We start from the raw sequence: 21,946 nt of genomic DNA, 5'->3' as shown, positions 1-21,946 counted from the left end.
GACCGTCGGGACCGAACGCCACCGACGTGACACCGCCGGTCTGGCCGGTGATGAGGTCACCGATAGGTTGCCGAGTGGCCGTATCCCACAACCGGACCGTGCGATCCTTGCCACCGGTGGCGAGGGTGCGACCGTCGGGACCGAACGCCACCGACGTGACACCGCCCGTCTGGCCGGTGAGGGGGCTACCGATGGGTTGTCGAGTGGTGGTGTCCCACAATCGCGCGCCGTCCGCGCTGCCGGTGGCGAGGGTGCGTCCGCCGGGAGCGAACACCACCGACCCGACGCTGCTGGTGTGGCCGGTGAGCACGACGGTGCGCGGGTTGTGTGCGACATCGAGCAGGGCATGGCGTGTCTCGGGTGTGGGGGCGATGCGCCATGCGGCAAGCGCGGTCAGACGGGAGCCGAACGGGTCGGTGACAGTGAGAAGCCGGCTTCGGCTGACGAGTTCGCGAGCTACGGCGATGTCACGCTGTTGCCGGGCCTCGTTGCGCTGCACAAGGAATCCGAGCCCGGCGACGACCGCGGCGACCAGCAGCACGACCAGCGCGGCCACCCCGGCCTCCCGCACTCGGGTAGCCCTGCGGTGCTGGCGAACATCCTCGCTGTCGAGTTGCCTTTTCGGCACACCACGCGGTTTCGACGCCAGCGAAGCCACCGCGCTCCGGAATTCGCTGTGGCGCAGCGAACGCCGGTCTTTGTCCCGAGCGAAAGACAAATCTTCCCACAGTGGGACAGCCGCGAAATAACCACGCAGGGATTGCGGCAGCGCGGTGGAAGCCGGCCATTCGAAATCACCACCGTTCCACACCGCGGCCCCGTCGGTCACCGCGATCAGGAACGATTCCGGTGACTTGTGCCGCTTCCAGTATTCGACCTCTTTGCCGACCCATTCCGATCTCGCGGATTCCGGACAGGCCAACAACAGGAAATAGCGTGAGCGGGCGAGAGCATCCTCGATCTCCGCGGTGAGATCGCTGGCGGTCGCCAGGTCGGTGCGGTCTCGGAAAACCCGCAGCGCGCGAGGCTGATTCCACGGTTTCGCCAGCTGTCCGAGCGCTCGCTGCAGATCGGGAGCCAAATCCTTGTCGGCCCTGTGGCTGTAGGACATGAACAGATCGATATCGGTCCGTCGACCCGACTCCGCCGGCACCGGCGCGATACGGCTTCGCCGACGCAGCCACCCGATGGACCCTGCACGCATACGCCGATCTCCTCCCGCAGCGAAATGCGCGGCGAACAACACTTCGCGCCAATCGAGTCTGGGCTACAACACCTCGTTTGTCACGAGTCGGCTCCCGGCGGAGTTGCTCCGGGCAGTATTGTCCCTCGCCTCATTTCCGGGCCGGACGCACCGGCGAGCGCTGGTGCCACGTTCCGCACCACCGACCGGCGGCATATCCCACTGTCCCTGCGCACCCCGGGCGATAACCGGTGCCGCAGCGAACAGACGCCACACCATTCCGGTGTCGCCTCCCCCGCCGGGACCGTGACCGCGTCGATGGACACCTGAATGGCGGCCCAGAGGCCGAGCGTCAATCCGTGGCCGACCGGTCGAAAATGGGAAAGAAAAAATTTGAATTAGTCACCGGAGCGACTTATGGAGTTCGGCGAATACGCGTAGGATTCGGGCAGGTCGGGACTGTACCTGGAGCCCATCATGTTCGAGAGAAAGATTTCACGCACGAAGTTCGCCCGGTTGGCCGCTGCCGCCGGTGTAGCCGCCTTTGCTGCGATTCCCGTCGTCGCAGCCGCGGCGCAAGCGCCTACAGCGCACGCGACGACATCCACGTCCGCGACCCAACTCGTCGACAACCCCGGCTGGGGTGGCGGCGGCTGGGGCGGGGGCGGCTGGGGTCGCGGCGGTTGGGGCGGCGGGGGTTGGGGTTGGGGTGGGGGCGGCTGGGGTCACGGCGGCTGGGGCGGTGGCGGCTGGGGCGGTGGTGGCTGGGGCGGCGGAGGCCCCTGGTGGAACCCGTTCGGAGGTGGCTGGGGCAGCTTCTGACGCCGGTGACCGGGCCCGGACACGCACCGCGTGCCGGGCTCGGCCGCATCGGGCGCCGCTCGTACGCTGCCAGGTTCGACCTACCGCGCTGGAGCTGGTGACGAGATGAAGATCGTGTGTGTCGGTGGGGGTCCGGCCGGGTTGTACTTCGCGATTTCGATGAAGCGGCGCGACCCGGCCCATGAGATCACGGTGATCGATCGCGATCCCCCTGGGTCCACTTACGGCTGGGGCGTGGTGTATTGGGACAACCTGCTCGACATCCTGTACCGGAACGATCCCGACAGCGCCCAGGCGATGCGTGCCGAGTCGGTTCTCTGGCGTGAACAAGCGATTCGGATACGCGACGACCAAACCGCGTATTTCGGGGGCTACGGGTTCAGCATGGGCCGCGCGGCATTGCTCGACATCCTCTCCCGGCGGGCGCGCGACTTGAACGTCGACGTCCAGCACGGCCGAGAGGTCGACGATGTGTCCGGCTACGACGACATCGATCTCGTCGTCGCCTCCGACGGCGCGAACAGCCGGATACGGCAGCTGGATGAACATCGATTCGGTACTTCCGTCGCCCTCGGCGCGAACCGATATATCTGGCTCGGCACGGACAAGGTGTTCTCCCGCTTCACTTTCGCCTTCGAAGAGACCTCGGCCGGTTGGATCTGGTTCCATGCCTACCCTTCGGTTGCCGAGAAGATCAGCACCTGCATCGTCGAGTGTCAACCGCGGACTTGGCATGGACTGGGCTTCGATTCCCTGGACAACCTGGAGAACCTGCGTGTTCTGGAGAACATCTTCCGGCGCCCCCTCGACGGTCACTCCTTGATCAGCAAAACGCGAGGCGAGTTCGCGAGGTGGAGCCGGTTTCCCGAGGTGACCAACAAGACCTGGTATCACGACAACGTGGTGCTGCTCGGCGATGCTGCGCACACGACGCACTTCACCATCGGCTCGGGCACCAGCTTGGCCATCGTCGACGCCGTCGTGCTCGCCCAGAACCTGTACCAGCACAGCGAGGTCGCCGACGCGCTGGAGCACTACGACGCGCAGCGACGCGCTGCCATGCGCCCGATCCAGGCCGCCGCCCGCACGAGCATGGCCTGGTTCGAACACGCCGACCGGTATCTCGACCGCGGCGCCGTGCGGTTCGCCTACGCGATGGCGGCTCGGCACGGAGTGCAGATGCCGTGGCGGTATCAGCTACACCTGCTCACACAGGTCCCCGCCGTGCGCAGGATCCGGCGCGGCATCGACTCCGGACAGCGCTGGTGGCGAGCCGCCCGACGGGGGGAACTCGCGATGACACTCCCGCCGGTGCGCCGGTGGGCAACGGATCATCACCTGCACTGACCGGTGACCCGACCCTCGAGTGGCGATTCGGCAGCACAGGCATGCCGATCGCGTACCCGGAGCGGGCGTAACGGTCTCGGGTGACGCACGTCATATCGCTTCCCTGTCATGTTCCGGCGAGGCCCGGTGTCTCGAGGGCATGACTGAACAAGGCACCCTCCACAAAGTCGTCGTCATCGGTGGCGGTTACGCGGGCACGCTCGCGGCCAATCACCTGCGGATGCGCGCCGATATCGATATCACGCTGGTCAATCCTCGCCGGGAGTTCGTCGACCGAGTCCGGCTGCACCAGTTCGTGGCCGGCACCGGCGACGCGACGATCGACTACGGCACGTTGCTGGGTGCGGGCATCCGGTTGGTCGTCGACAGCGCCACGCGCATCGACACCGCCGCCAGGGTGGTGCCGATTGGCGTCGGGTCATGCGCTGGACTACGACCACGTCGTCTACGCCGTCGGCAGCACCGCCGCCGTTCCGTCCGTGCCCGGCGCGGCGGAATACGCTTTCCCCATCGCCGAATGGGAGCACGCCCAGCGGCTGCGCGCCAGGCTGGACACGCTTCCGCGCGAAGCGCCGATCATCGTTGTCGGCGGCGGGCCGACCGGTATCGAGACGGCCGCCGAGCTGATCGAACAGGGACGCGCGGTCACCTTGGTGTGCGGCCGGGCGCTGATGCCGTCGCTGAGTGCGGCGGGTCGCCGGTATGTCGCCAAGTGGCTGTCCCGCCACGGGGTCACGGTGATCGAGGGCGACACCGTGGCCGAGGTCCGGCCGGAGGCCGTTGTGTTCGCCGACGGTGCGGTGCGTGCGAGCGCACTCACCATCTGGACGACAGGTTTCGGCGTGCCGCGGTTGGCGGCCGAGAGCGGCCTGCGGACCGACGCACTCGGTCGGTTGCTCACCGACGAGACGCTGACCAGCATCGACGACGACCGCATCGTGGCGACCGGCGACGCCGCCGCTCCCTCGGGCCAGCCGTTGCGGATGAGCGGCCAAGCCGCCGGGCCGCTCGGAGCGCAGGCCGCCGACACCGTGCTGAACCACATCGCGGGCACCGAACCCGCGGTGATAGACCTGGCCCTCATGAGGACATGCCTCAGCCTGGGCCGTCGCGCCGGCATCTGGCAGCTCGCGCGCAAAGACGACACCGCCGTGAACATCTACATCGGGGGTCGCGCCGGCGCGCGAATCAAGGAGATGACCTGCAAGATCGGGGTGGGGAAGATTCGCCGCGAAGCCGGCGAGCCGGGTTCGCTGGGCTGGCTCGAGGGCGACCCGCGCCCCGCGCAGCCGGCCTCCACCGCGTCGAAGGTCAGGTCGGCATGACCGCCGACGAGCATGCCGAGCGGTTCACCCTGCTACGGCCACTGCTGTTCACGATCGCCTACGAAATCCTCGGCTCTGCTACCGAAGCCGACGACGTACTGCAGGACAGCTATCTCCGGTGGTCCCAAGTGGACCTGGCGAATGTCAGCGGCGAGCACCGGTGACACGGCCGGGCTGCTCGCACTCCTCGCTCCGGATGTCACCTGGACCGCCGACAGCGGCGGCAAAGCCACCGCGGCGCGGCGGCCGGTGGTTGGGGCGGAGAAGGTGGCCGCCGTCCTGATCAATCTGTTCCACACCGGGCAGCGCACCCAGGACATGCGGATCGAGATGGTCGACTTCAACAACACGCCCGCGCTGGCCGCCTACAGCGGCGACCAGCTGGAAGGCGTCTTTCTGATCGAGATCATCGATGCGAAGATCACCAACTTCTATGCCGTCCGCAACCCGGACAAACTGGCCACGGCGACGGTCCCGCGCCGGATCAGCCGATAGCAGCGCCCCCGCGGTGCGGTGACGGCGCCCCACGACGTCGGGCGGGTCCGCGCGGTCAGGGCAGGGCGAGCAGGCCCTTGTTCTCGCGGACGGTGACGACGGCGACGAGGTCCGCGTACGGCGCCGAGCCGAGCCTCAGTTGGTGCCCGAGCCGGGCCATGGTCAGGCGCCGACCGTATTTGAGCCGCAGACCCTCGGCGACGGTGTCGGCCAGCGGGCCGGGGCCGTAGAGCTGCACGCTGCCCTGATGCTCGCGGGATCCGATGGCGGGCTCGCCGAGCCAGTCCCCGGCCTGGACGATGACCCGGCGGTCGCGCATCATCCGCGCGGCCTCCGGTGACCACGACGAGAGCCGGAACGCCAGCCGCCCGAGCCCGACCGGCACCACCAGACGCCGCAGCCGCTCCCAGCGGCCCGGTTCGGTCTCCTGGGTCACCAGCACGGTTCGGGCATCCCACCACAGTGAGCCCGGATGCCAGTCACTTGGGCGAGCCGGTGCGTTCTGCGGTAGATCGTGCTGGTTTCGAACTAATAAATCTGTATTCATGGGCATAGATCCTGGGTAACAGTGGAATCGGAACCCGGCAAGAGCGAAACCCTCGGCCCGAGAGCCCCCGTCGGACGAGCCCGGGCGCGACGGGCCAGGTAGCGGTGAGCGGCCCAGCGGACCGAGAGCCGAGCGGAATCCGGCCCGCTCGGCTCGCACCGCCGATGCTTACGGGCGGTACCGGCGGCGAGGGTGGCGCGGCCGAGTCGATCGCCCGTGGTCGCCGCGCTGACGATAGGTCGCGGGACGTGGAGTGGTGCCGGCGCGGGTATAGGGGATGATCTGGGTGGCTTCGGGCCCGCGAGGTGTGTCGGCGTAGGTGAAGATCACCGGTTGCCCGGCGGTGAGCGTTTTGTACCCGGGAGTGGTTATGGCGCGATACTCCGCGAATACCGGCTCACCGCGGTCGGGGGTGAGGTAGCCGAAGCCCTTCTCGGTGTTGAACCAGGCGACGTGCCCGTGCTGCCAGCGCGGTAGCTCCGTGTCGGTGTGCGGGTCGAGGTGCGGGATGCGGTCAGTAGGCGAGGTCGTAGTCGTCATACGGGTGCGGGGTGATCCAGGCTTGGTCGATGCGGTCGGTGAGAGCGGCGGTGTCGAACGCGGCACGAATGCGCTCGGCCAGCGGGTGCACCGCGGCGGTGTCCAGGCCGATGTCGCGGTCATGGTCGTAGACGAGGGTGTCCTGGCCGGCGCGATCGGTGTCGCTGCCGTACGGGAACGTGGACATGGCGGTCTCCTTCCTCGAACCGTGATCGTGCGGGAATCCGGCGAAGGGCCGGGTGGGCCCGGAGGCTCTGCGCCGACCGGGCCCACCCGTCGACAGAAGGGATCGAAGGACATGGGTCGATGAACTTCCGCTGACGGGCGGGACAGCGCCTACCCGCGCCACTTCCGGTGGCAGGCACGGCGACCGTCACTTCCCGGAAGGAGCCGGGAGCCGGTCCGCTCGATGCGAGTGCGGCAGGTCGTGTCCCGCTGGTCGCGGAATCATGGTGTGCTCCTGTGCGATACGCGCATCACCTCGCTCTCACTCCTGGTCGGCCATCCAGCGCAGCGGGCGCACGGGCGGGCCGCGCTGGGTGGCGGGCACCGGCTCCGGGCGCCGCCCCCGTAACCGGGGCGGCTGTCGCGGTCGCCGGCTACTGCTCGGGCGCGCCCGGCCTGGTCGCGGCCGCCATCGCGCCTGCGCCCCGCGCAGGATGTCGTCCACCTCGCCGAACAACTCCTCGAGGTCGGGATCCAGCGCGAGCAGCCGGTCATCCAGCCACGACAACTCGGGTGCGGCTACGGCGGTCATCACGAAGACCTCCGGTGCGGCAGCACCCGCGTTCAGGCGTTGATCGCCTGACGCTCGTGCCCGGCACAGGTGACCTCGATCTTGCGGGGCTTGGCCTCCTCCGCCACCGGGACGATCAACCGCAGCACCCCGTCGCGGTAGTCCGCGCGAATGCGGTCGGTGTCGAGGTTCTCGCCCAAGAACAGCTGACGGCTGAACACACCGCGAGTGCGTTCCGTGGCGATCATCGCCCGCCCCGGATCCAACTGCGGGCGTGAGGCCCGCACGGTGACCACGTTGCGTTCGACGTCCAGATCCAGCGAATCGGGGTCGACGCCGGGCAGGTCGAGTTCCACGAAGAACTCGTCGCCGTCGCGCCAGGCATCCATCGGCATCACCGCAGGGCGCGCCGGGGTCCCGAACACTTGTTCGGTCAGACGATCCAAGTCCCGGAACGGATCGGTGCGCATCAACATGGTCGTCACCTCCAGCTCACTCCACTCTCTACTGAAGAGAACTCAGATAACCTATGTCGCTAGACACAGATAATTTTTAGCACTCTCCATAGGCGAGTGCAAGAGGTAGGGCGAAATTTCGACCGGCGCGCCGCGATCACTCCCGCACGGGAGGTGAGGCACAGGCCCGCACGACGGGCTCGGCCGCGATCGTCTGCTGGGAATTCGCTCGGCGGCGGAGCACAATATGGGCAGAGATGGCTGTCCGGAGGGCTCACCGAAGGGCGGACGACATGCATCGAGACGGCGAGCGCCCGAAAGGGCTCTCTGTTTCCGCGCTTGCGGCGGTGGCGAACCCGTCGTACTCGCGCATCGACACGTGGAATCTGCTCGACGACGCGTGCCGCAGGCTCGCCGATGTCGACCGGGCCGGGCTGGACACCACCCATACGGCCGCCAGGGTGCGGCGCCTCCTCGATCGTCTCGGCACCTATGAGCGGTACTGGCTGTACCCGGGCCCGGCGAGACTGACGACCTTTCGCGACTATCTCGACGACCTCGCGACGGTGCGGCTCACCGATGAGGTGTCGCTGGCCGTGCGCCTGCTCTCCGAGTACGGCGACCGCGCGGCGGTGTTCGACACTTCCGCCCCGTTGGCCGATCAGGAACTCGTGGCCAGGGCCAGACAGCAGCAGTTCTACACCGTCCTGCTCGGCGACGATTCCCCGCCCGAGGTGCCCGAGGGCCTCGCGGCGAGCCTGCGGGCACTTCGCGACCCGTCCGACGACGTGCGGTTCGAACTGCTTGTCGTGCCGAGCATCGAGGACGCCATCACCGCGGCCGCGCTGAACGGCGAGATCCAGGCCGCGATCATCCGCCACGACCTCCCGCTGCGCTCGGGCGACCGGGTGCCGTTGATGACCACGCTGCTCGGCGCCAACGACGACGTGGACGTCACCGACCGCACCCGCGACTGGATCGAATGCGGCGAGTGGATCAGGAAGCTGCGACCGCATATCGATCTGTATCTGCTCACCGACGAGTCGATCGCCGCGGAGACCGAGGACCAGCCGGACGTCTACGACCGCACGTTCTATCGGCTCAACGACGTCACCGACCTGTACAGCACGGTGCTCGCGGGCATCCGCGGCCGATACTCGACACCGTTCTTCGACGCCTTGCGCGCCTACGCGGCCGCGCCGGTCGGCCAGTTCCACGCGCTTCCCGTCGCGCGTGGCGCCAGCATCTTCAACTCCAAGTCGCTGCAGGACATGGGCGAGTTCTACGGCCGCAACATCTTCATGGCCGAGACGTCGTCCACCTCGGGCGGACTGGACTCGCTGCTGGATCCGCACGGCACGATCAGGGCGGCGATGGACAAAGCCGCCGCGACGTGGTGCTCCGATGAGACGTACTTCGTCACCAACGGGACATCCACCGCGAACAAGATCGTCGTGCAGGCGCTGACCCGGCCGGGCGACATCGTTCTGATCGACCGCAATTGCCATAAATCGCACCACTACGGCCTGGTGCTGGCCGGGGCGTACCCGATGTATCTGGACGCCTACCCGCTGGAACCGTTCGCGATCTACGGAGCCGTTTCACTGCGCACCATCAAGAAGGCGCTGCTCGACCTCGAGACCGCCGGGCAACTCGGCCGGGTGCGGATGCTGCTGCTGACCAATTGCACGTTCGACGGCATCGTCTACAACCCCCGGCGGGTGATGGAAGAGGTGCTGGCGATCAAGCCCGACATCTGCTTCCTGTGGGACGAGGCGTGGTACGCGTTCGCGACCGCCGTGCCGTGGGCTCGCCAGCGGACCGCGATGGTCGCCGCCGAGCAACTCGAATCGACATTGGCCTCCCCCGGCTACGCCGAGGAGTACCGCCAGTGGCGCGCCTCGATGCGGGACGTCGACCGGGCCGAGTGGAGCGACCGAAGACTGCTCCCCGACCCCGCGCGTGCCCGGGTACGCGTATACGCGACGCATTCCACGCACAAGTCGCTGTCCGCGCTGCGGCAGGCGTCGATGATCCATGTCCGCGACCAGGATTTCAAAGCCCTCGTCCGCGAGACGTTCGCCGAAGCGTTCCTGACCCACACCTCGACCTCGCCGAACCAGCAACTGCTCGCGTCGTTGGACTTGGCACGCAGGCAGGTCGACATCGAGGGCTTCCAGCTGGTCCGCAACGTCTACGACATGGCGCTGGTGTTCCGGCACCGCGTCCGCAAAGACCGGCTGATCGGCAAGTGGTTTCGCATCCTCGACGAGGACGACTTGGTGCCGGAGGAGTTCCGTCCCTCGGCCGTCCGCTCGTACCGGCAGGTCAGACAGGGTGGCCTGGCGGAATGGAACGAGGCGTGGCGGTCCGATCAGTTCGTGCTCGATCCCACCAGGGTCACCCTGTTCATCGGCGAGACCGGCATGAACGGGTTCGACTTCCGCGAGAAGATCCTGATGGACCGGTTCGGCATCCAGATCAACAAGACCTCGATCAACAGCGTGTTGCTGATCTTCACGATCGGCGTCACCTGGTCGAGCGTGCACCACCTGCTCGACGTGCTGCGCCGGGTGGCCGCCGACTTCGACAGCAGCGCGAGCGCGGCGGGCAAGGCCGACCGCGCCCTGCGGCAGCGACGGATCGACGAGATCACCAAGGATCTGCCCGCGCTGCCCGACTTCAGCGAGTTCGACAGCGCGTTCCGCCCCGACGGCGCCAGCTCGTTCGGCGACATGCGATCGGCCTTCTACGCCGGATATGAGGAGTCCGACCGCGAACATGTGCTGCTCGGCGACGCCGGGCGCCGGCTTGCCAAGGGCAAGCCCCTGGTGTCGGCCACGTTCGTCGTCCCGTACCCGCCCGGCTTCCCGATCCTGGTTCCCGGACAGGTGGTTTCGACGGAGATCCTGTATTTCCTGGCCGAGCTCGACGTCAAGGAAATCCACGGCTACAACCCCGACCTGGGGTTGTCGGTCTTCACCGAGGCCGCGCTCCGGCGGCTGGCCTCGGCTCGGCACCCGAGTGCCGGGGCGGCCGACGGCGCGGGAAACGGCGATCTCGTGGTCGCGGGAAGCGATCCGGCCAGGACCGTCTCGTGGTAGCCGCGCCAGCGCTCTAGCCGTCGGCGGCGAGGCGGTCGAGCCACTCCCCCAGCAGATGCCGCTCCGCGCTGCTGAGGGTCGTCTGCTCGGGCAGTGCGGCGCGCAAGGCACGGGCGGCGCCTGCCGGGCCCGGGTCGCGCACGGCCGGCTTCTCATAGGTGACCGCGGCGACCATGGACTCCCGCAGCGTGGTGAACAAGGCCGGATCGCGCCGCTGCTCGGGCAGCGAAAGCCAGGTCAGCACCGCACCGCGCGTGGTGGCTTGGATGATCTGTGCCGCGAGTTCCTCGTCGACGCGCAGCAGGCCACGGGCGGCGAGACGCCGGATACGACCCATCAGGATCTCCATGCCCGCCCGGAAGGCAGCCGACGCGGTCGCGGCGGGTTCGGTGTACATCAAGGTGAACAGCGCGGGATTGGCCGAACCGAACTCGACCGCGACGTCCCAGCCTGCCCTGAGGTCCTCGATGGGGTCCTGCGGGTCGGGATCGACGCGCTTGGTGGCGAGAAACGCGACGAAGCCGTACTCGGCCACCGCGTCGAGCAGCCCGTTCTTGTCACCGAACAGCCGGTAGATGGCCGGTGGCTGCAAGCCCGCCGCATCGGCGACCGCGCGTGTGGTGACCGCGTCGCGACCCCCGTGGGTGAGCAGATCGATGGCGGCCTCGATGACCCGCTGCCGGGTCTGCTCGCGTGCCGTGGCAGGGGCATCGGATCTGACGGTCGCGGCATCGCCGCCGCCGGGATGCGAGGTCATGTATCAACGATATCGCGATATTGCTTCCATCGTTAGTATCAGTGATAACGTATTTGTGATTCCATTGGAAACAACCTCGAAACATGGAGTGCCACATGATCATCGTGACCGGAGCCACCGGGCAGCTGGGGCGTCAGATCGTCGAGCGACTGCTCACGCGCGTACCCGCGGAGCACGTCGGCGTCAGTGTCCGCGACCCACGGAAGGCGCGGCCGTTCGCCGAGCGAGGGGTCCGGGTGCGGCAGGGAAGTTTCACCGACCCCCGCAGCCTCGCCCACGCCTTCGAGGGCGCCTCTCAGGTGCTCATCGTCTCCGTGGACAAGATGGGCGAGGCGTGCGTCGAAGAACATCGCACCGCGATCGAAGGAGCCGTCGCGGCGGGCGCCCGTCGCATCCTGTACACCAGCCAGATGGGGGCCAACCCCTCGTCGCACTTCCAGGCCTGCCGCGATCACGCCGCCACCGAGGACGCGCTGCGCGCCTGTGGCGTGCCGTTCACCTCGCTGCGCAACGGCTTCTACGCCGCCAGCGCGGTGCACTTCCTCGACCACGCGGTGGATTCCGGCCGGATCGCGCTCCCCGCCGACGGGCCGGTCAGCTGGACGGCACACGCCGACCTCGCCGAGGCAGCCGCCGTCATCCTGGCCGACGAAGGCCGCTTCGACGGGCCGACGCCGCCGCTCACCGGGGGGCGAGCGCTGACCTTCGACGACATCGCGGGTATCGCGAGCGAGGTCACGGGTCGGCCCATGACCAGGACCATCACCCCCGACGAGCAGTTCCAGGAGCAGTTGACCGGCCAGGGCGTTCCCGCGCAGCGGGCGGCCGAACTGGTGGGCATCTTCGCGGCCGCCCGCGCAGGCGAGTTCGCCACCGTCGACCCGGCGCTGGCCACTTTGCTCGGCCGCGAACCCATCGGCCTGCGCACGGTGCTGCGCGAGCGACTGGCCGGCGGCGGCCGGTGACCCACCTTGGTGGGATCGAACCATGTGCAGGGGTGGTCGTCGCGCACCCTGAGTGTCCTTTCGGCGCTGTCCTGCGTCGATGAGGCTGGACAACGTCACAACGACAGCGGGAACGCCCCGCAGCACCGACACGAAGGAGCACCCATATGACCACTGACCAGCACTCGACCCGCCGCACCCGCCGCTTCGCCCGCGCCATGACGATCGCCGCGGCGCCCGTCCTGCTCGGCGTGGGACTGGTGACGGCCGGCGTGGCCCATGCCGATCAGGACCCCAACCTACCGACCTGTCGCTGGCCCAACCTGGTGTGCGGCCCGCAGACCAATCTGACGCCCGGCGGCCAGACCGCCCTCACCCCTGGCGGCGCGACCAACCTCACTCCCGGCGCGCCCAACCGGCCGCATTTCCGGCCTCAGGTCTGATAGTTCACGGCTGATGTGCACGGCGCGGGCTTGCGGCCCCGCCATCGAATAGCGGGGCCGCAGCGGAGATCCGGACACCGCGCCGCCGCAAGGGTCCTTCCGGCCGCCGCGCGATCGCAGCCCGGTCCGGCGACTACAGATCGACCCATCGGTCACGCTGCGCTTCGAGCCGAGACAGCCGGTGCCACGCGACCTGTGCCCGCGGCTGGGTCAGATGTTCAGTGGAGCGGTCGGCGGGAAGGTGACCGGCAATTCGGTCAATGCCCGGTGGAACGGACCGGGCCGCCAGTCGGGCGTCCGGTTCGGCAGGTTCAGTTCGATCTCCGGCAGCGCGTCCAGGAGTTGGTCGATGGCCTCTTGCGCGATCAGGTAGGCCAGCGGACGCGCGGGGCAGGCGTGCGGGCCGAGGCCCCAGGCCAGGTGGGAGCGATTGCCGGTCAAATCGCCGGTGCGGATCGCGGGATCGTTGTTGCATGCGGCCATGCTGATGACGACGGGCTGGTGTGCGGGCAGCCAGACGCCGTCGATGAGGATCGGGTGGCGCGGGTAGGTGATCAGCAGGTTCGCCAGTGGCGGGTCGTTGAACAAGACCTCGTCGATGGCGTCGCGGGACGACAGGTTCCCGCCGAGGATGCTGTCGCCGAAGCGCTCGTCGGTGAGGATCAGCAGCAGGGTGTTGGCGATCAGATTCAGCTGGAATTCGATCCCGGTGCCGTAGACCTGCGACACGTGATGCGACGCCTCCACGTCATCGAGCTGGGCGGGATGCTGGAGCAGCACCGAGGTGATGTCGCGCTGTGGTTCGGCTCGTTTGAGCGTCACCAGGCTCATCAGCGCCTCGCCGAGCATCTGATTGCCCTTCTCGGCGTCGACGCCCTCGAGCAGGGCGGCCGTCCCCGCGGCGACCTGCGCACCGATCTCCGGCGGGCAGCCGAGCAGATAGTTCACCACCTCGAAGACCAGCGGGAACACGTACTGGCTGATCAGCTCGGCCCGCCCTTCTCGGCAGAAGGAGTTGACCAGCGGGATGGCGAGTCCCTCCACGATGTCGTGCAGGGCATACAGATCGACCTCGTCGATGCTGGCGGTGATCGCCCCTCGATAACGGATGAAGTCGGTCCCGGTGCTGCGGCTGGCCATCGGCCGCCACTCCAGCAGGGGAAGAATGGGGCAGTCGGCGGGGATGTCCTTCTGCCAGGCGCGCGGGTCGGCGGGAAAGTGCTCCGGATCGTTGAGGATCCGCACCGCGGTGCTGTAGCCGATCACCAAGGTGGCCGGCACTCCCGGCGCCAACTCCACCGGCGCCAAAGATCCGTACCGCCCGCGCATCTCGCGGTACACACGGTGCGGATCGGCCGCGAATTCGGGCGAGTAGATGGGCACTCGCTGGTCGTCGGAATCGGTCGGCGAGCCGTGGACGACGGGGCACGTCCGAACCGGAGCCTGAGATTGCGGCGTACTCAAAGAGCGAACTCCAAACTGTTGGTGTTGCACTACGGGACTGCTGAACTACCGCTCCGTACCGCGACACTGCATCGGAGCGAACTCACCGGGACTACGCCGGGGCCGGTCGATGGTATAGCGTGGGCCCGCCCATCACCACGCAGGAGAATCCGGCCGCGACGCCACGGCGGTGGACGCCCTCGGGGTCAGACGCCGAGGGCCTGCAGAGATTCGTGATCGTCGATGGCCGTGGTGATTCGCTTCAACAACGTCAAGCAGGTCTCCACGGGCTGCATCTCGGGTTGATACGCCGCCCTGCCGATCGTGAAAGCCCAAGCGGCGTAGGCGAACATGGACTGCTGCCGGTACGCAAGCCACGCCTCGTCGAACGACGGCGCCCGGCCGTCGAGACTTCCGAGTTCGTCCAGATACGCCGCCAGCAGTTCACGGTCCCACGCACGCCGGTCCTCGGGCTCACATCCCGAATTGACGGTGTAGGCGAAGTCGTGTGCCCAGCCTCCCCGCATCACCACCTGCCAGTCGACGAAACCCATTCGCCCTGCCTCGGTTCGATAGGTTTGCCCGATGTGCGGGTCGCCGTGCAGCAAAGTCTGCGGAAGCTCGTTGGTCGCGTTGTCGATCGCTCGCTCGACGCCGGCCCACAGCCGGTCCGCCGCGCCGTGCAGGGACTCGGGAACCACCTCGGCGGCGCGGCGCAGGCCGACCTCGCAGCGCTTCTTCATGTCGATGGCGGCGAGGTAGGCCCGCAGCGCCTCGGTCGTGGTCTTGAGGTCCGTGATCGCCGGGTGCTCCCAGAAGGTGCGGTGCAACCGCGCGAGATTGCGCACCAGATCCTCGATCTGGTCCCGGGCCACCGGGGCGTTCGGCTCCACGAACCGCGCGCCGCGGGTCGAGGCGATGTCTTCCATCAGGGCGATCGATCGCCAGGACGCCGGATCGGCGGCGCCCCAGTAGCCGAACGGCGCCTCGATGTCGAGCTGCGGGCGGAAGTCGCGGAAGAAGCGGGTCTCCCCGTCGATCATCTTCCCGCCGCCGAGCAGGATGCGCTGCGAGAAAGCTGTCGTGGTCTTGGCGAACAGGTGCGTCGGCAAGCCTGCCCGCTGCCCCGCCTCGTTGTAGTCGACGCGAATCGCGACGCGGGTGGATGTCCCGCGACTGCCGTTCGAGGTCTCGAACCCGAGCACCTCGGCCTCGGGGACATCGCGGCACAGCACGGCCGTCAGCCCACTGTGGGGTCAGCGTCTCACCCGACACCGGGACGTCCTCGACATCCCTGGCCTTCGGGCGCAACACTTTCTCGCCGATGATGTGCGCACCGACTGTGACGGACCGTCCGAGCAACCAGAGCTTGTGGTTCATTCGTTTGCCTCGATTCCGGAGTACGACAGAAGCGCCCGAGCGGCCGGGTCACCGGCGCACGGGTCCGCAGGACAGTAACGCACTCCGGAAACCGCTGTACCGCATTGTGATTGCCGGACCGACACGACGATGGGCGACCAGCGCGTGATCGCCCACGGACCATAGGGATACGCGGCTGTCACTCGGTCGTGGCCTGCTGCGCGATCCGCGTCAACCGTTCCCAGGCGGGGGAGGTGATCCCGACCGAATCGTTCACCAGGCGGATCAGTCCCGGGTCCAGCGGCGGGGTGGTGCGGCCCGCTCCGGTGCGCCTGCCCGCGATCCACCGCCGGGTGCGGTCGGCGAGGTCCACCAGGCGCGGGTCGTCGGGGGACCAGTCGAACGCCGCGTCGTACTCGAGGCAGATGGCCCGGAAGCGCGGATCGCCGATGGCGTCGAGCTTGTCGGCGGCCCAGTCCGACGCCTGTCGCGGGGCGACCGCTTGCAGCAGAATCCAGAGGTCGCGTTCCATCCGGACCGCCCGGTCGCTCACCCCCAGTTCGCGTAGGCGCTCGAGATACTCGGCGACCTCGGGGGACACGAACAGCCGGTCGCCGGACCCCAATTGCGCGATCTGCTCGCGGGTGCGACGGATCTCCTCGGCGCGTTCGGCGAGCATACGGTCGATCTCGGCGACGGCCGCGGCGAACTCGCCCGAGTCCGCGCTCAGCAGTTCCTTGATCCGCGCCAGGGGCACGCCGGACCGCGCGAGTGTCCTGATCTTCACCAGATCGACGGCGTCCTCGGCACGGTAGCGGCGATAGCCGGAGGAGTCGCGCGGCGGCTCGGGCAGCAGGCCGCGGTCGTGGTAGACCCGCACGGCCTTGATCGTCACGCCCGCGTACCGCGCGAGCTGCCCGATGGTGATCATGCGCGTCTCTCCTTTCCGTGCCGGGGTACCGGCTTCAGCCCGAGGTGACCGCGGCCCGGCGCCCGGTGTCGCCCGCCGGCGGGTGCGCACGGAACAGATTGTCCCAGTGCTGATTCAAGCGCTGGATCGCCTCGGTCAGCGGCACGGCGCACAGTGCGCCGTGCTCGTCCTCGATGAGCAGCCGCCACCGCCGGAGTCTGTGCAGGCCGTCGCGGATCTGGAAGTCGAAGGTCGTCTCCCACCGTCGGCGGAACCACTCCTCCACTCGCCGATCGAGTTCGGTGGCGGTCAGCGGCCGGTCGGCGGTGCGCAGGAAGTGGTAGGCCAGGACGGCTTCCTTCACCTCCGAATCCTCTGCGGCGCCGAGCAGATGGTGGAACACTCCCGCGTCGTTGTCGAGATTGCGGAAATAGAGGTGCTCCGACAGCGTCTTCATCAACTTGATCTTGCGGTTGGAGAACTTGGCGAACTGCCGCACCAGATAACCGCCGAAGGCCGCCAGCCCGGCGCCGAGAGTGACCAGCGTGGCTTGATCGAGCCGCACGGATTCCTCGCGCAACCCCGCCCAGAACGCCAGCAACAACAGCAGCGGCCCCAGCGAGGCGACCAGTTTGGTGACGACCACGACGATTCCGGAGACCACCGCGGGCACCCCGATCAACAGTTTGTCCAGTGGCCGCATCCGCACGCGCACGCTCGGGTACAGCATCTCGAGGTCGTCGCGCGGAACGTTCTGGAACAGCTTCAGCAGCACACCGCCGTTGGGCCGATCCGCGACCGCCTCCGTGCGCTCGGTGAACGCCACGTAGACCAGGACCTTGGCGTAGCTGGTGAATTCGATGCCGCGCCGCCGCAGACCGAACAGCCACCGCACCTGTTCGGTGCGCCGCCCGACCCCGCGCCGGAAGAACATCACCGTATCGATGTCCTGCGCGTCGACCTCCAACCGCACCTTCACCAGGGAGTGCTCCGCGAACGCGCGCTCGATCTCGGCGGCATCGATGCGCGTGAAATCCGCCGACTCGGCCAACGCGACCAGCTCACGCTCCACCCGCGCCCGCGCCGCGGCCCGGTCCTGCGGGGTAGCGGCACGGATCACCCGTTCGTCCTCCGCGGGATCGACCAGCTGATAGGCATCGAGCACGGCCTCACCGCGCGCATGGAACTCGTGGTGCACCGATGCCGACAGCAGACGCGCGAACTCCAGGAACGACTCGCGTTCCGAAGCGGGAAGTTCGTCCGCGCACAGCGAGATCACCGCGCTTCTGCGGAACGGCAGGAAGTGTTCGGCGGCCATCGGCAACTCCTCTCGGCGGACCGGGTCCGTCGGGCACAACCCTATGGGGAGGCCGGGATTCGGTGCTCGAGTGCCGGTCGGTAACCTGCCGGTCGCGACTTCCGCGCGCGGCGAGGGCCCGACGCACGTCGAGCGCGGCGGCGGGCCATCCGGTCTACCGCCGCGCTGCCGCCTCCCGGATCGCCGCTACGGCGGCGGTCGGGGCGTAACCGGCGGGGACGCCTTCCACCAGGATGATGTCGCCCTCGATGTGCCGCGAGCGCAGCGGCGCGATCTCCCGGTACGCGGGCGATTCCCACCATGCCCGCGCCTCGGCGATCCCGGGGAAGCCGATCATCACCACGCCGCCGGGCCAGCTGCCTTCCTTCACCTCGTGCGGTGTCCCGTGCACGAGGTAGTGGCCGCCGAACGGTTCGAGGGTCGCCGGAAGGCGCTCGATGTAGTCCGCGATCTCTGGATGCGGTGCGGCGTCTTGCAGGTGGGCTATGGCGTAAGCGGTCATGATGTGATCGTGACATGGCGATCGCCTACGGTCGATTACCCGCGAGGTAAGCGGTGCGGTTCCGGCGGCGGTGCGCTGGGCGATCGCGATGACCGGCAATGCGTTGCGAGGCGGGCGAATACGCTCGACGCCGCGCTCACGACGGGGGCGGGGCCGTGTGCGCGGCGGTCGCCGTATCGTCGACCGGAAGCAGGTGCGGGCGTTTGGCGGTGCGCCCGTCGCCGGAGGAGCGTCCGGTGAGACGCCTACCGAGCCACGGGCCGAGAAACGACGTCGCCCAGCGCGTTTCGCTCACCACCGTGGCCAGTCGCGTGGTGGCGGGCAGCGGCGGCGACAGGGGTTCGGCCCAGGTTCCGTCGGCGCCGGGCAGGCCCAAGGCGTGGGCGAGGGCGTCGGCGATGCGCTGATGTCCGAGCGAGTTGGCATGGAGCCGGTCGGGGCTCCACAGCCGGGGATCGGTGACGGCGGCGTGCGGCTCGGTGTCGGCGACGACGACGCCGTACCGCACCGCCGACGCGCGGATGCGCTGGTTGAGCGCGGCGACGCGACCGCGGAACGGGCGCGCGAGCGGCGTGATGCGCGCGAGGTCGGGAAAGGTCACCGTCGCCACGACCGCGCCGCGCGCGGTCAGGGCGGCGAACATCGCGTCCAGGTGCCCGGCGACCTCGTCGGCGTCGAAATTCGGTCGTAGCAGGTCGTTGACGCCCGCGACCACGGTCGCGAGGTCCGGCCGCAGCGCCAGTGCGGCATCGAGTTGTTCGGCACGGACCTGACCGGCGAGTTTGCCTCGAACCGCGAGGTTGGCGTAGAGCAGGCCGGGCTCGGCCCGCGCGAGACGTTCGGCCAGCCGGTCGGCCAGGCCGCGTAATCCGGTCCGGTCGTCGCCGTCGCCGACGCCTTCGGTCTGGCTGTCGCCGAGCGCGACATAGCGCGAGTACGAGTCGCGCTCGGACAGGTCGCTCACGCTCCGCGCGCTTCCCGCTCCAGCTGCGCGGCGGCCTCGGCCTTGATGCGCTCGAACTGGTCACCCATGCGCGCCGAGAGGGCCTGGGCCGCCGACAGCGGACGCACCATGACCATGAAGTCGTCGATCTTGCCGTCCTCGTCGAAGTGCAGGAAGTCGCAGCCGGTCAGCCGCTTCCCGTCGACGGTGGCCTCGAACACGAACGCGTGGTCGCGACCGTTCGCGTCGGCGATCTCGCGCACATAGCGGAAATCCTCGAACACGCGGATCACCGCGCGCAGGATGGCCGCGGTGATCGCCTTGCCCGGGTACGGCCGGAACACCACCGGGCTGGTGAACACCACGGTGTCGGCCGGCAGCGCCTCGATGGCGGCCTCGTCGCGAGCTTCCACGGCTGCCCGGAACGGGTGCATCCCACTCTCCTAGTCAACGAATTTAATAACCTCCTCGAACACTATCGAGGTGTATCTACCCTGTCCAGAGCCGATTGGACAGAAATTTGAATAATCGCTTGAAGTGCTAGTCTGGGCGGATGGCGCTACGCAACGCGGTGCTGGCCGCCCTGCTCGAGGGCGAGGCGTCCGGCTACGACCTGGCCAAGAGCTTCGACGCCTCGGTGGCCAACTTCTGGACGGCCACCCCTCAGCAGCTGTACAAGGAACTGGAGCGCATGGCGGCCGATGGTCTCATCGAGACCAGGGTCGTGCAGCAGGAGCGCAGGCCCAACAAGCGCCTGCACGCCATCACGCCCGCCGGCCGGGCGGCCCTGCGCGAATTCGTCGAGAAGCCGGCCAAGCCCACCGCCATTCGGGACGAGATGATGGTGAAGGTCCAGGGCATGGTCGCCGAGGACGCCCCCGCCGTGCGCGCGGCGATCGCGGGCAAACTGGAGTGGTCGAAGTCGAAACTGGCCCGCTACGAACGCCTGCGCTCCCGGCTGCTGGACGGCCGCAGCGAGCAGGCGTTCCTGGCGGAGGCCGAGCGCGTCGGCCCTTACCTCACGTTGCTGCGCGGAATCTCCTTCGAGCAGGAGAACATTCGCTGGGCGGAGTTCGCGCTGTCGGTCATCGACCGGCGGATCGCCGCACACGTGTGACAACGGGACGTACGGCGCTCTACGCGTTGACTCGGACTGGTTCCGCTTCGATCCGTTCGGCCGCGCTCGCCCGGGTGAGCGGACGCACCCGGTGCAGAGCCGCGTAGCCCACGCTCGCGAGGACCAGCGCGACGAAGACACCGAGATTGCTGCTACCGAGGCCACCCGCGCGGGCGGCAGGCGTGAACAGGTAACCCAGCAGCGGACCGACATGCGGATCGGGCGAGGTGACCAGGCCGAGTCCGGCGATGGTCGCGACGATCAGACAACCGACCCCGACGCGGTTCACTTTTCCGTAGCCGCCGAGCGGACTGTAGAGGGAGGTCCGGTCGTAACCGACGCCGCGACGCTGCCACAGGTCCACCACGAAGATTCCGGCCCACGCGGCCATCACCACACCGGTGGTGGTCAGGAATGCCTGGAACGGAGCGAAGAACCCGGGTGCCGCGAAGGCCACATAGCCACCGGCGGCGGCGATCAGAGCGGCGTCGATCAGGACGGTGTAGTGCCGGGAGATCCGGACGCCCAACGTCTGCAACGCCAGGCCCGAGGAGTAGAGACCGATGATGGAGCCGGAGACGAAGCCCACCAGCGCCAGGATCAGATAGGGCACCAGGAACCAGGTGGGCAAGTGGGCCGACAGGGCGCTGATCGGGTCGGTGGCGGCCGTCGCCGCGACCTCGGGATCACCCGCCGCCAGCACCGTGCCGAATCCCATCAGTACCAGGGCGGGAGCGGTGCCACCGAACGTGATCCAGCCGACCAGCGCGCGCTTCTCGGCGGTGCGCGGCAGATAGCGGGTGTAGTCGGCCGCGCAGTTGACCCAGCTCAGGCCCAGCGTGTTCGCGACGAGCATCACCCCGCCGACGAACGCGCCGACGCTCATCTGCCCGTGGGTGGCGAACGAGATCCTGGGCAGCGTCAGCACGACGTAGACCACCGACAGCGCGGTGAACGCGAGAGCGAACCACTTCTGGACCCGCAGGATCACGTGGCAGCCGTAGATGCCGATCACCGTGGTCACCACGATGACGGTCACGAGCGTGGCGACCATGAGCGGCGCGGTGTCCATGTCGGGGTCGAGCCGATGCGCCACCGTGCGTGCCGCCAGGGTCGCCAGCACCGCCGAGAAGGTTTCCCACCCGACCAGAGCCAGGTAGCTCAGCAGCGCCGGGATCTTGTTGCCGTGAAACCCGAACGCGGCGCGGCCCGCCACCATGGTCGCCGCACCGCCTTGCTGCCCGGCCAACGACACCAGACCGAGCAGCAGGAAGGACAGCACCGCACCCACCGCCGCGGCCAGCGCTGCCAGATGCCAGTCCAGGCCCAGCGCGGTGACGTACGGGCCGAACGACACCAGGACCACATTGCAACTGGTGCCGGCCCACGGCCAGAACAAGGCGCGTGGCTTGCCTCGACGCTCCTCGTCCGCGACCCACTCGGCGCCTTTGCGCTCGAAGGACCAGTCCGACGGTTCCGCTGAACTCACAACCATGTCGAATCCCATCGTCGTCGGTGGGAAGGAACCGCCGGCCCAGCCTGACCACCGTGCACTCGATTAGCGTGCCGTTGTTTGTCGGCTCATTCTAAGAAGGTGATCAGCGTTTGGGAACCAAAGTTGACGATGCAACTAAGCATAAGTCCATTTTCGGCGAG

Annotated in this window: 22 protein-coding genes and 1 pseudogene; 8 read left to right on the top strand and 15 right to left on the bottom strand. The window is 68.3% G+C overall.

Annotated elements, in window-relative coordinates:
• Positions 1–1,111, bottom strand: a 1,111-nt coding sequence (locus tag NB3_RS21505) for a toll/interleukin-1 receptor domain-containing protein (RefSeq protein ID WP_169810731.1), incomplete at its 3' end; no start/stop codon positions are given.
• A 999-nt stretch (positions 1,112–2,110) separates the two neighbouring features.
• Between NB3_RS21505 and NB3_RS21500 the strand changes: the two genes are divergently transcribed.
• The 4 genes and pseudogenes from NB3_RS21500 (at position 2,111) to NB3_RS21490 (ending at position 5,172) form a co-directional block, all read left to right on the top strand.
• Positions 2,111–3,352: an FAD-dependent monooxygenase gene (locus NB3_RS21500; protein WP_067806343.1), complete on the top strand. Its 1,242-nt coding sequence runs from the start codon at positions 2,111–2,113 to the stop codon at positions 3,350–3,352.
• 139 nt (positions 3,353–3,491) lie between these two features.
• Positions 3,492–4,677: pseudogene (locus NB3_RS21495) on the top strand (NAD(P)/FAD-dependent oxidoreductase).
• On the top strand, positions 4,674–4,841 hold the full coding sequence (locus tag NB3_RS36915) for a sigma factor (protein ID WP_443093673.1): 168 nt from the start codon (positions 4,674–4,676) through the stop codon (positions 4,839–4,841). The pseudogene NB3_RS21495 and the gene NB3_RS36915 overlap by 4 nt, the downstream one beginning before the upstream one ends.
• Entirely contained in the window at positions 4,819–5,172 is a 354-nt protein-coding gene (locus tag NB3_RS21490) for a sigma-70 family RNA polymerase sigma factor family protein (RefSeq protein WP_067806339.1), read from the top strand. The genes NB3_RS36915 and NB3_RS21490 overlap by 23 nt, the downstream gene beginning before the upstream one ends.
• A gap of 55 nt (positions 5,173–5,227) precedes the next feature.
• Here NB3_RS21490 and NB3_RS21485 read toward each other — a convergent pair whose 3' ends face one another.
• From NB3_RS21485 to NB3_RS21465, 5 genes are all read right to left on the bottom strand, one after another.
• Entirely contained in the window at positions 5,228–5,614 is a 387-nt protein-coding gene (locus NB3_RS21485) for a hypothetical protein (protein WP_067806338.1), read from the bottom strand.
• Positions 5,615–5,887: 273 nt separating this feature from the next.
• Positions 5,888–6,259 carry a cold-shock protein gene (locus NB3_RS36650; RefSeq protein ID WP_067806335.1) on the bottom strand — a complete coding sequence of 124 codons (372 nt, stop codon included), beginning with the start codon at positions 6,257–6,259 and terminating at the stop codon, positions 5,888–5,890.
• Positions 6,234–6,446: an Rv3202a family protein gene (locus NB3_RS21475; protein ID WP_067806332.1), complete on the bottom strand. Its 213-nt coding sequence runs from the start codon at positions 6,444–6,446 to the stop codon at positions 6,234–6,236. Before NB3_RS21475 ends, NB3_RS36650 begins: the two co-directional genes overlap by 26 nt.
• Positions 6,447–6,746: 300 nt before the next feature.
• Complete coding sequence (locus NB3_RS21470; RefSeq protein ID WP_067806329.1) at positions 6,747–7,016, bottom strand: hypothetical protein; 270 nt, start codon at positions 7,014–7,016, stop codon at positions 6,747–6,749.
• A 32-nt stretch (positions 7,017–7,048) separates the two neighbouring features.
• Entirely contained in the window at positions 7,049–7,486 is a 438-nt protein-coding gene (locus NB3_RS21465; RefSeq protein WP_084823546.1) for an Hsp20/alpha crystallin family protein, read from the bottom strand.
• A 257-nt stretch (positions 7,487–7,743) separates the two neighbouring features.
• On the opposite strand from NB3_RS21465, the gene NB3_RS21460 reads away from it, so the two are divergent.
• Complete coding sequence (locus NB3_RS21460; RefSeq protein WP_067806323.1) at positions 7,744–10,554, top strand: aminotransferase class I/II-fold pyridoxal phosphate-dependent enzyme; 2,811 nt, start codon at positions 7,744–7,746, stop codon at positions 10,552–10,554.
• 13 nt (positions 10,555–10,567) lie between these two features.
• Here NB3_RS21460 and NB3_RS21455 read toward each other — a convergent pair whose 3' ends face one another.
• Positions 10,568–11,311 carry a TetR/AcrR family transcriptional regulator gene (locus tag NB3_RS21455; RefSeq protein WP_067806320.1) on the bottom strand — a complete coding sequence of 248 codons (744 nt, stop codon included), beginning with the start codon at positions 11,309–11,311 and terminating at the stop codon, positions 10,568–10,570.
• A 95-nt stretch (positions 11,312–11,406) separates the two neighbouring features.
• On the opposite strand from NB3_RS21455, the gene NB3_RS21450 reads away from it, so the two are divergent.
• Together NB3_RS21450 and NB3_RS21445 are read left to right on the top strand one after the other, a co-directional pair.
• The gene (locus NB3_RS21450) at positions 11,407–12,276 is read left to right on the top strand and encodes an SDR family oxidoreductase (protein ID WP_067806317.1); all 870 of its coding nucleotides are present in this window, start codon (positions 11,407–11,409) and stop codon (positions 12,274–12,276) included.
• A gap of 146 nt (positions 12,277–12,422) precedes the next feature.
• Positions 12,423–12,698 carry a hypothetical protein gene (locus NB3_RS21445; RefSeq protein ID WP_067806314.1) on the top strand — a complete coding sequence of 92 codons (276 nt, stop codon included), beginning with the start codon at positions 12,423–12,425 and terminating at the stop codon, positions 12,696–12,698.
• A 210-nt stretch (positions 12,699–12,908) separates the two neighbouring features.
• Here NB3_RS21445 and NB3_RS21440 read toward each other — a convergent pair whose 3' ends face one another.
• The 7 genes from NB3_RS21440 to NB3_RS21410 all read right to left on the bottom strand — a co-directional run bounded on the left by NB3_RS21440 (position 12,909) and on the right by NB3_RS21410 (position 19,607).
• Positions 12,909–14,162, bottom strand: coding sequence for a cytochrome P450 family protein (locus NB3_RS21440; RefSeq protein ID WP_067806312.1), 1,254 nt, complete (start codon positions 14,160–14,162; stop codon positions 12,909–12,911).
• A gap of 185 nt (positions 14,163–14,347) precedes the next feature.
• Complete coding sequence (locus NB3_RS21435; RefSeq protein ID WP_244892013.1) at positions 14,348–15,376, bottom strand: aminoglycoside phosphotransferase family protein; 1,029 nt, start codon at positions 15,374–15,376, stop codon at positions 14,348–14,350.
• A 323-nt stretch (positions 15,377–15,699) separates the two neighbouring features.
• Positions 15,700–16,431, bottom strand: coding sequence for a MerR family transcriptional regulator (locus tag NB3_RS21430; RefSeq protein WP_067806309.1), 732 nt, complete (start codon positions 16,429–16,431; stop codon positions 15,700–15,702).
• Positions 16,432–16,465: 34 nt separating this feature from the next.
• A complete protein-coding gene (locus tag NB3_RS21425) occupies positions 16,466–17,728 on the bottom strand; it encodes a TMEM143 family protein (protein WP_067806306.1) in 1,263 nt (420 codons plus the stop codon).
• Between the two features lie 154 nt (positions 17,729–17,882).
• The gene (locus NB3_RS21420) at positions 17,883–18,230 is read right to left on the bottom strand and encodes a DUF1330 domain-containing protein (protein WP_067806304.1); all 348 of its coding nucleotides are present in this window, start codon (positions 18,228–18,230) and stop codon (positions 17,883–17,885) included.
• 136 nt (positions 18,231–18,366) lie between these two features.
• On the bottom strand, positions 18,367–19,194 hold the full coding sequence (locus NB3_RS21415) for an SGNH/GDSL hydrolase family protein (protein WP_244892012.1): 828 nt from the start codon (positions 19,192–19,194) through the stop codon (positions 18,367–18,369).
• Positions 19,191–19,607: a nuclear transport factor 2 family protein gene (locus tag NB3_RS21410; RefSeq protein WP_067806301.1), complete on the bottom strand. Its 417-nt coding sequence runs from the start codon at positions 19,605–19,607 to the stop codon at positions 19,191–19,193. Before NB3_RS21410 ends, NB3_RS21415 begins: the two co-directional genes overlap by 4 nt.
• A 119-nt stretch (positions 19,608–19,726) precedes the next feature.
• Here NB3_RS21410 and NB3_RS21405 point away from each other — a divergent pair, with 119 nt between their 5' ends.
• A complete protein-coding gene (locus NB3_RS21405; RefSeq protein WP_067806299.1) occupies positions 19,727–20,290 on the top strand; it encodes a PadR family transcriptional regulator in 564 nt (187 codons plus the stop codon).
• A 19-nt stretch (positions 20,291–20,309) separates the two neighbouring features.
• Here NB3_RS21405 and NB3_RS21400 read toward each other — a convergent pair whose 3' ends face one another.
• A complete protein-coding gene (locus NB3_RS21400) occupies positions 20,310–21,785 on the bottom strand; it encodes a purine-cytosine permease family protein (protein WP_169810730.1) in 1,476 nt (491 codons plus the stop codon).
• Between the last annotated feature and the right edge of the window lie 161 nt (positions 21,786–21,946).

Origin of the sequence: Nocardia beijingensis NBRC 16342 (assembly GCF_001612785.1) — a bacterium.
Classification (GTDB): domain Bacteria; phylum Actinomycetota; class Actinomycetes; order Mycobacteriales; family Mycobacteriaceae; genus Nocardia; species Nocardia beijingensis.
Note: the sequence above shows the minus strand (reverse complement) of the source record. Positions and strands in the feature narration are given on the sequence as shown.

Coding starts and splice junctions, on each gene's coding strand:
- NB3_RS21420 (WP_067806304.1), bottom strand. CDS start 18,230: ATGACCGCTTACGCCATAGCCCACCTGCAAGACGCCGCACCGCATCCA.
- NB3_RS21430 (WP_067806309.1), bottom strand. CDS start 16,431: ATGATCACCATCGGGCAGCTCGCGCGGTACGCGGGCGTGACGATCAAG.
- NB3_RS21470 (WP_067806329.1), bottom strand. CDS start 7,016: ATGACCGCCGTAGCCGCACCCGAGTTGTCGTGGCTGGATGACCGGCTG.
- NB3_RS21455 (WP_067806320.1), bottom strand. CDS start 11,311: ATGACCTCGCATCCCGGCGGCGGCGATGCCGCGACCGTCAGATCCGAT.
- NB3_RS36650 (WP_067806335.1), bottom strand. CDS start 6,259: ATGACGACTACGACCTCGCCTACTGACCGCATCCCGCACCTCGACCCG.
- NB3_RS21405 (WP_067806299.1), top strand. CDS start 19,727: ATGGCGCTACGCAACGCGGTGCTGGCCGCCCTGCTCGAGGGCGAGGCG.
- NB3_RS21400 (WP_169810730.1), bottom strand. CDS start 21,785: ATGGTTGTGAGTTCAGCGGAACCGTCGGACTGGTCCTTCGAGCGCAAA.
- NB3_RS21460 (WP_067806323.1), top strand. CDS start 7,744: ATGCATCGAGACGGCGAGCGCCCGAAAGGGCTCTCTGTTTCCGCGCTT.
- NB3_RS21475 (WP_067806332.1), bottom strand. CDS start 6,446: ATGTCCACGTTCCCGTACGGCAGCGACACCGATCGCGCCGGCCAGGAC.
- NB3_RS21445 (WP_067806314.1), top strand. CDS start 12,423: ATGACCACTGACCAGCACTCGACCCGCCGCACCCGCCGCTTCGCCCGC.
- NB3_RS21425 (WP_067806306.1), bottom strand. CDS start 17,728: ATGGCCGCCGAACACTTCCTGCCGTTCCGCAGAAGCGCGGTGATCTCG.
- NB3_RS21490 (WP_067806339.1), top strand. CDS start 4,819: ATGTCAGCGGCGAGCACCGGTGACACGGCCGGGCTGCTCGCACTCCTC.
- NB3_RS21450 (WP_067806317.1), top strand. CDS start 11,407: ATGATCATCGTGACCGGAGCCACCGGGCAGCTGGGGCGTCAGATCGTC.
- NB3_RS36915 (WP_443093673.1), top strand. CDS start 4,674: ATGACCGCCGACGAGCATGCCGAGCGGTTCACCCTGCTACGGCCACTG.
- NB3_RS21500 (WP_067806343.1), top strand. CDS start 2,111: ATGAAGATCGTGTGTGTCGGTGGGGGTCCGGCCGGGTTGTACTTCGCG.
- NB3_RS21410 (WP_067806301.1), bottom strand. CDS start 19,607: ATGCACCCGTTCCGGGCAGCCGTGGAAGCTCGCGACGAGGCCGCCATC.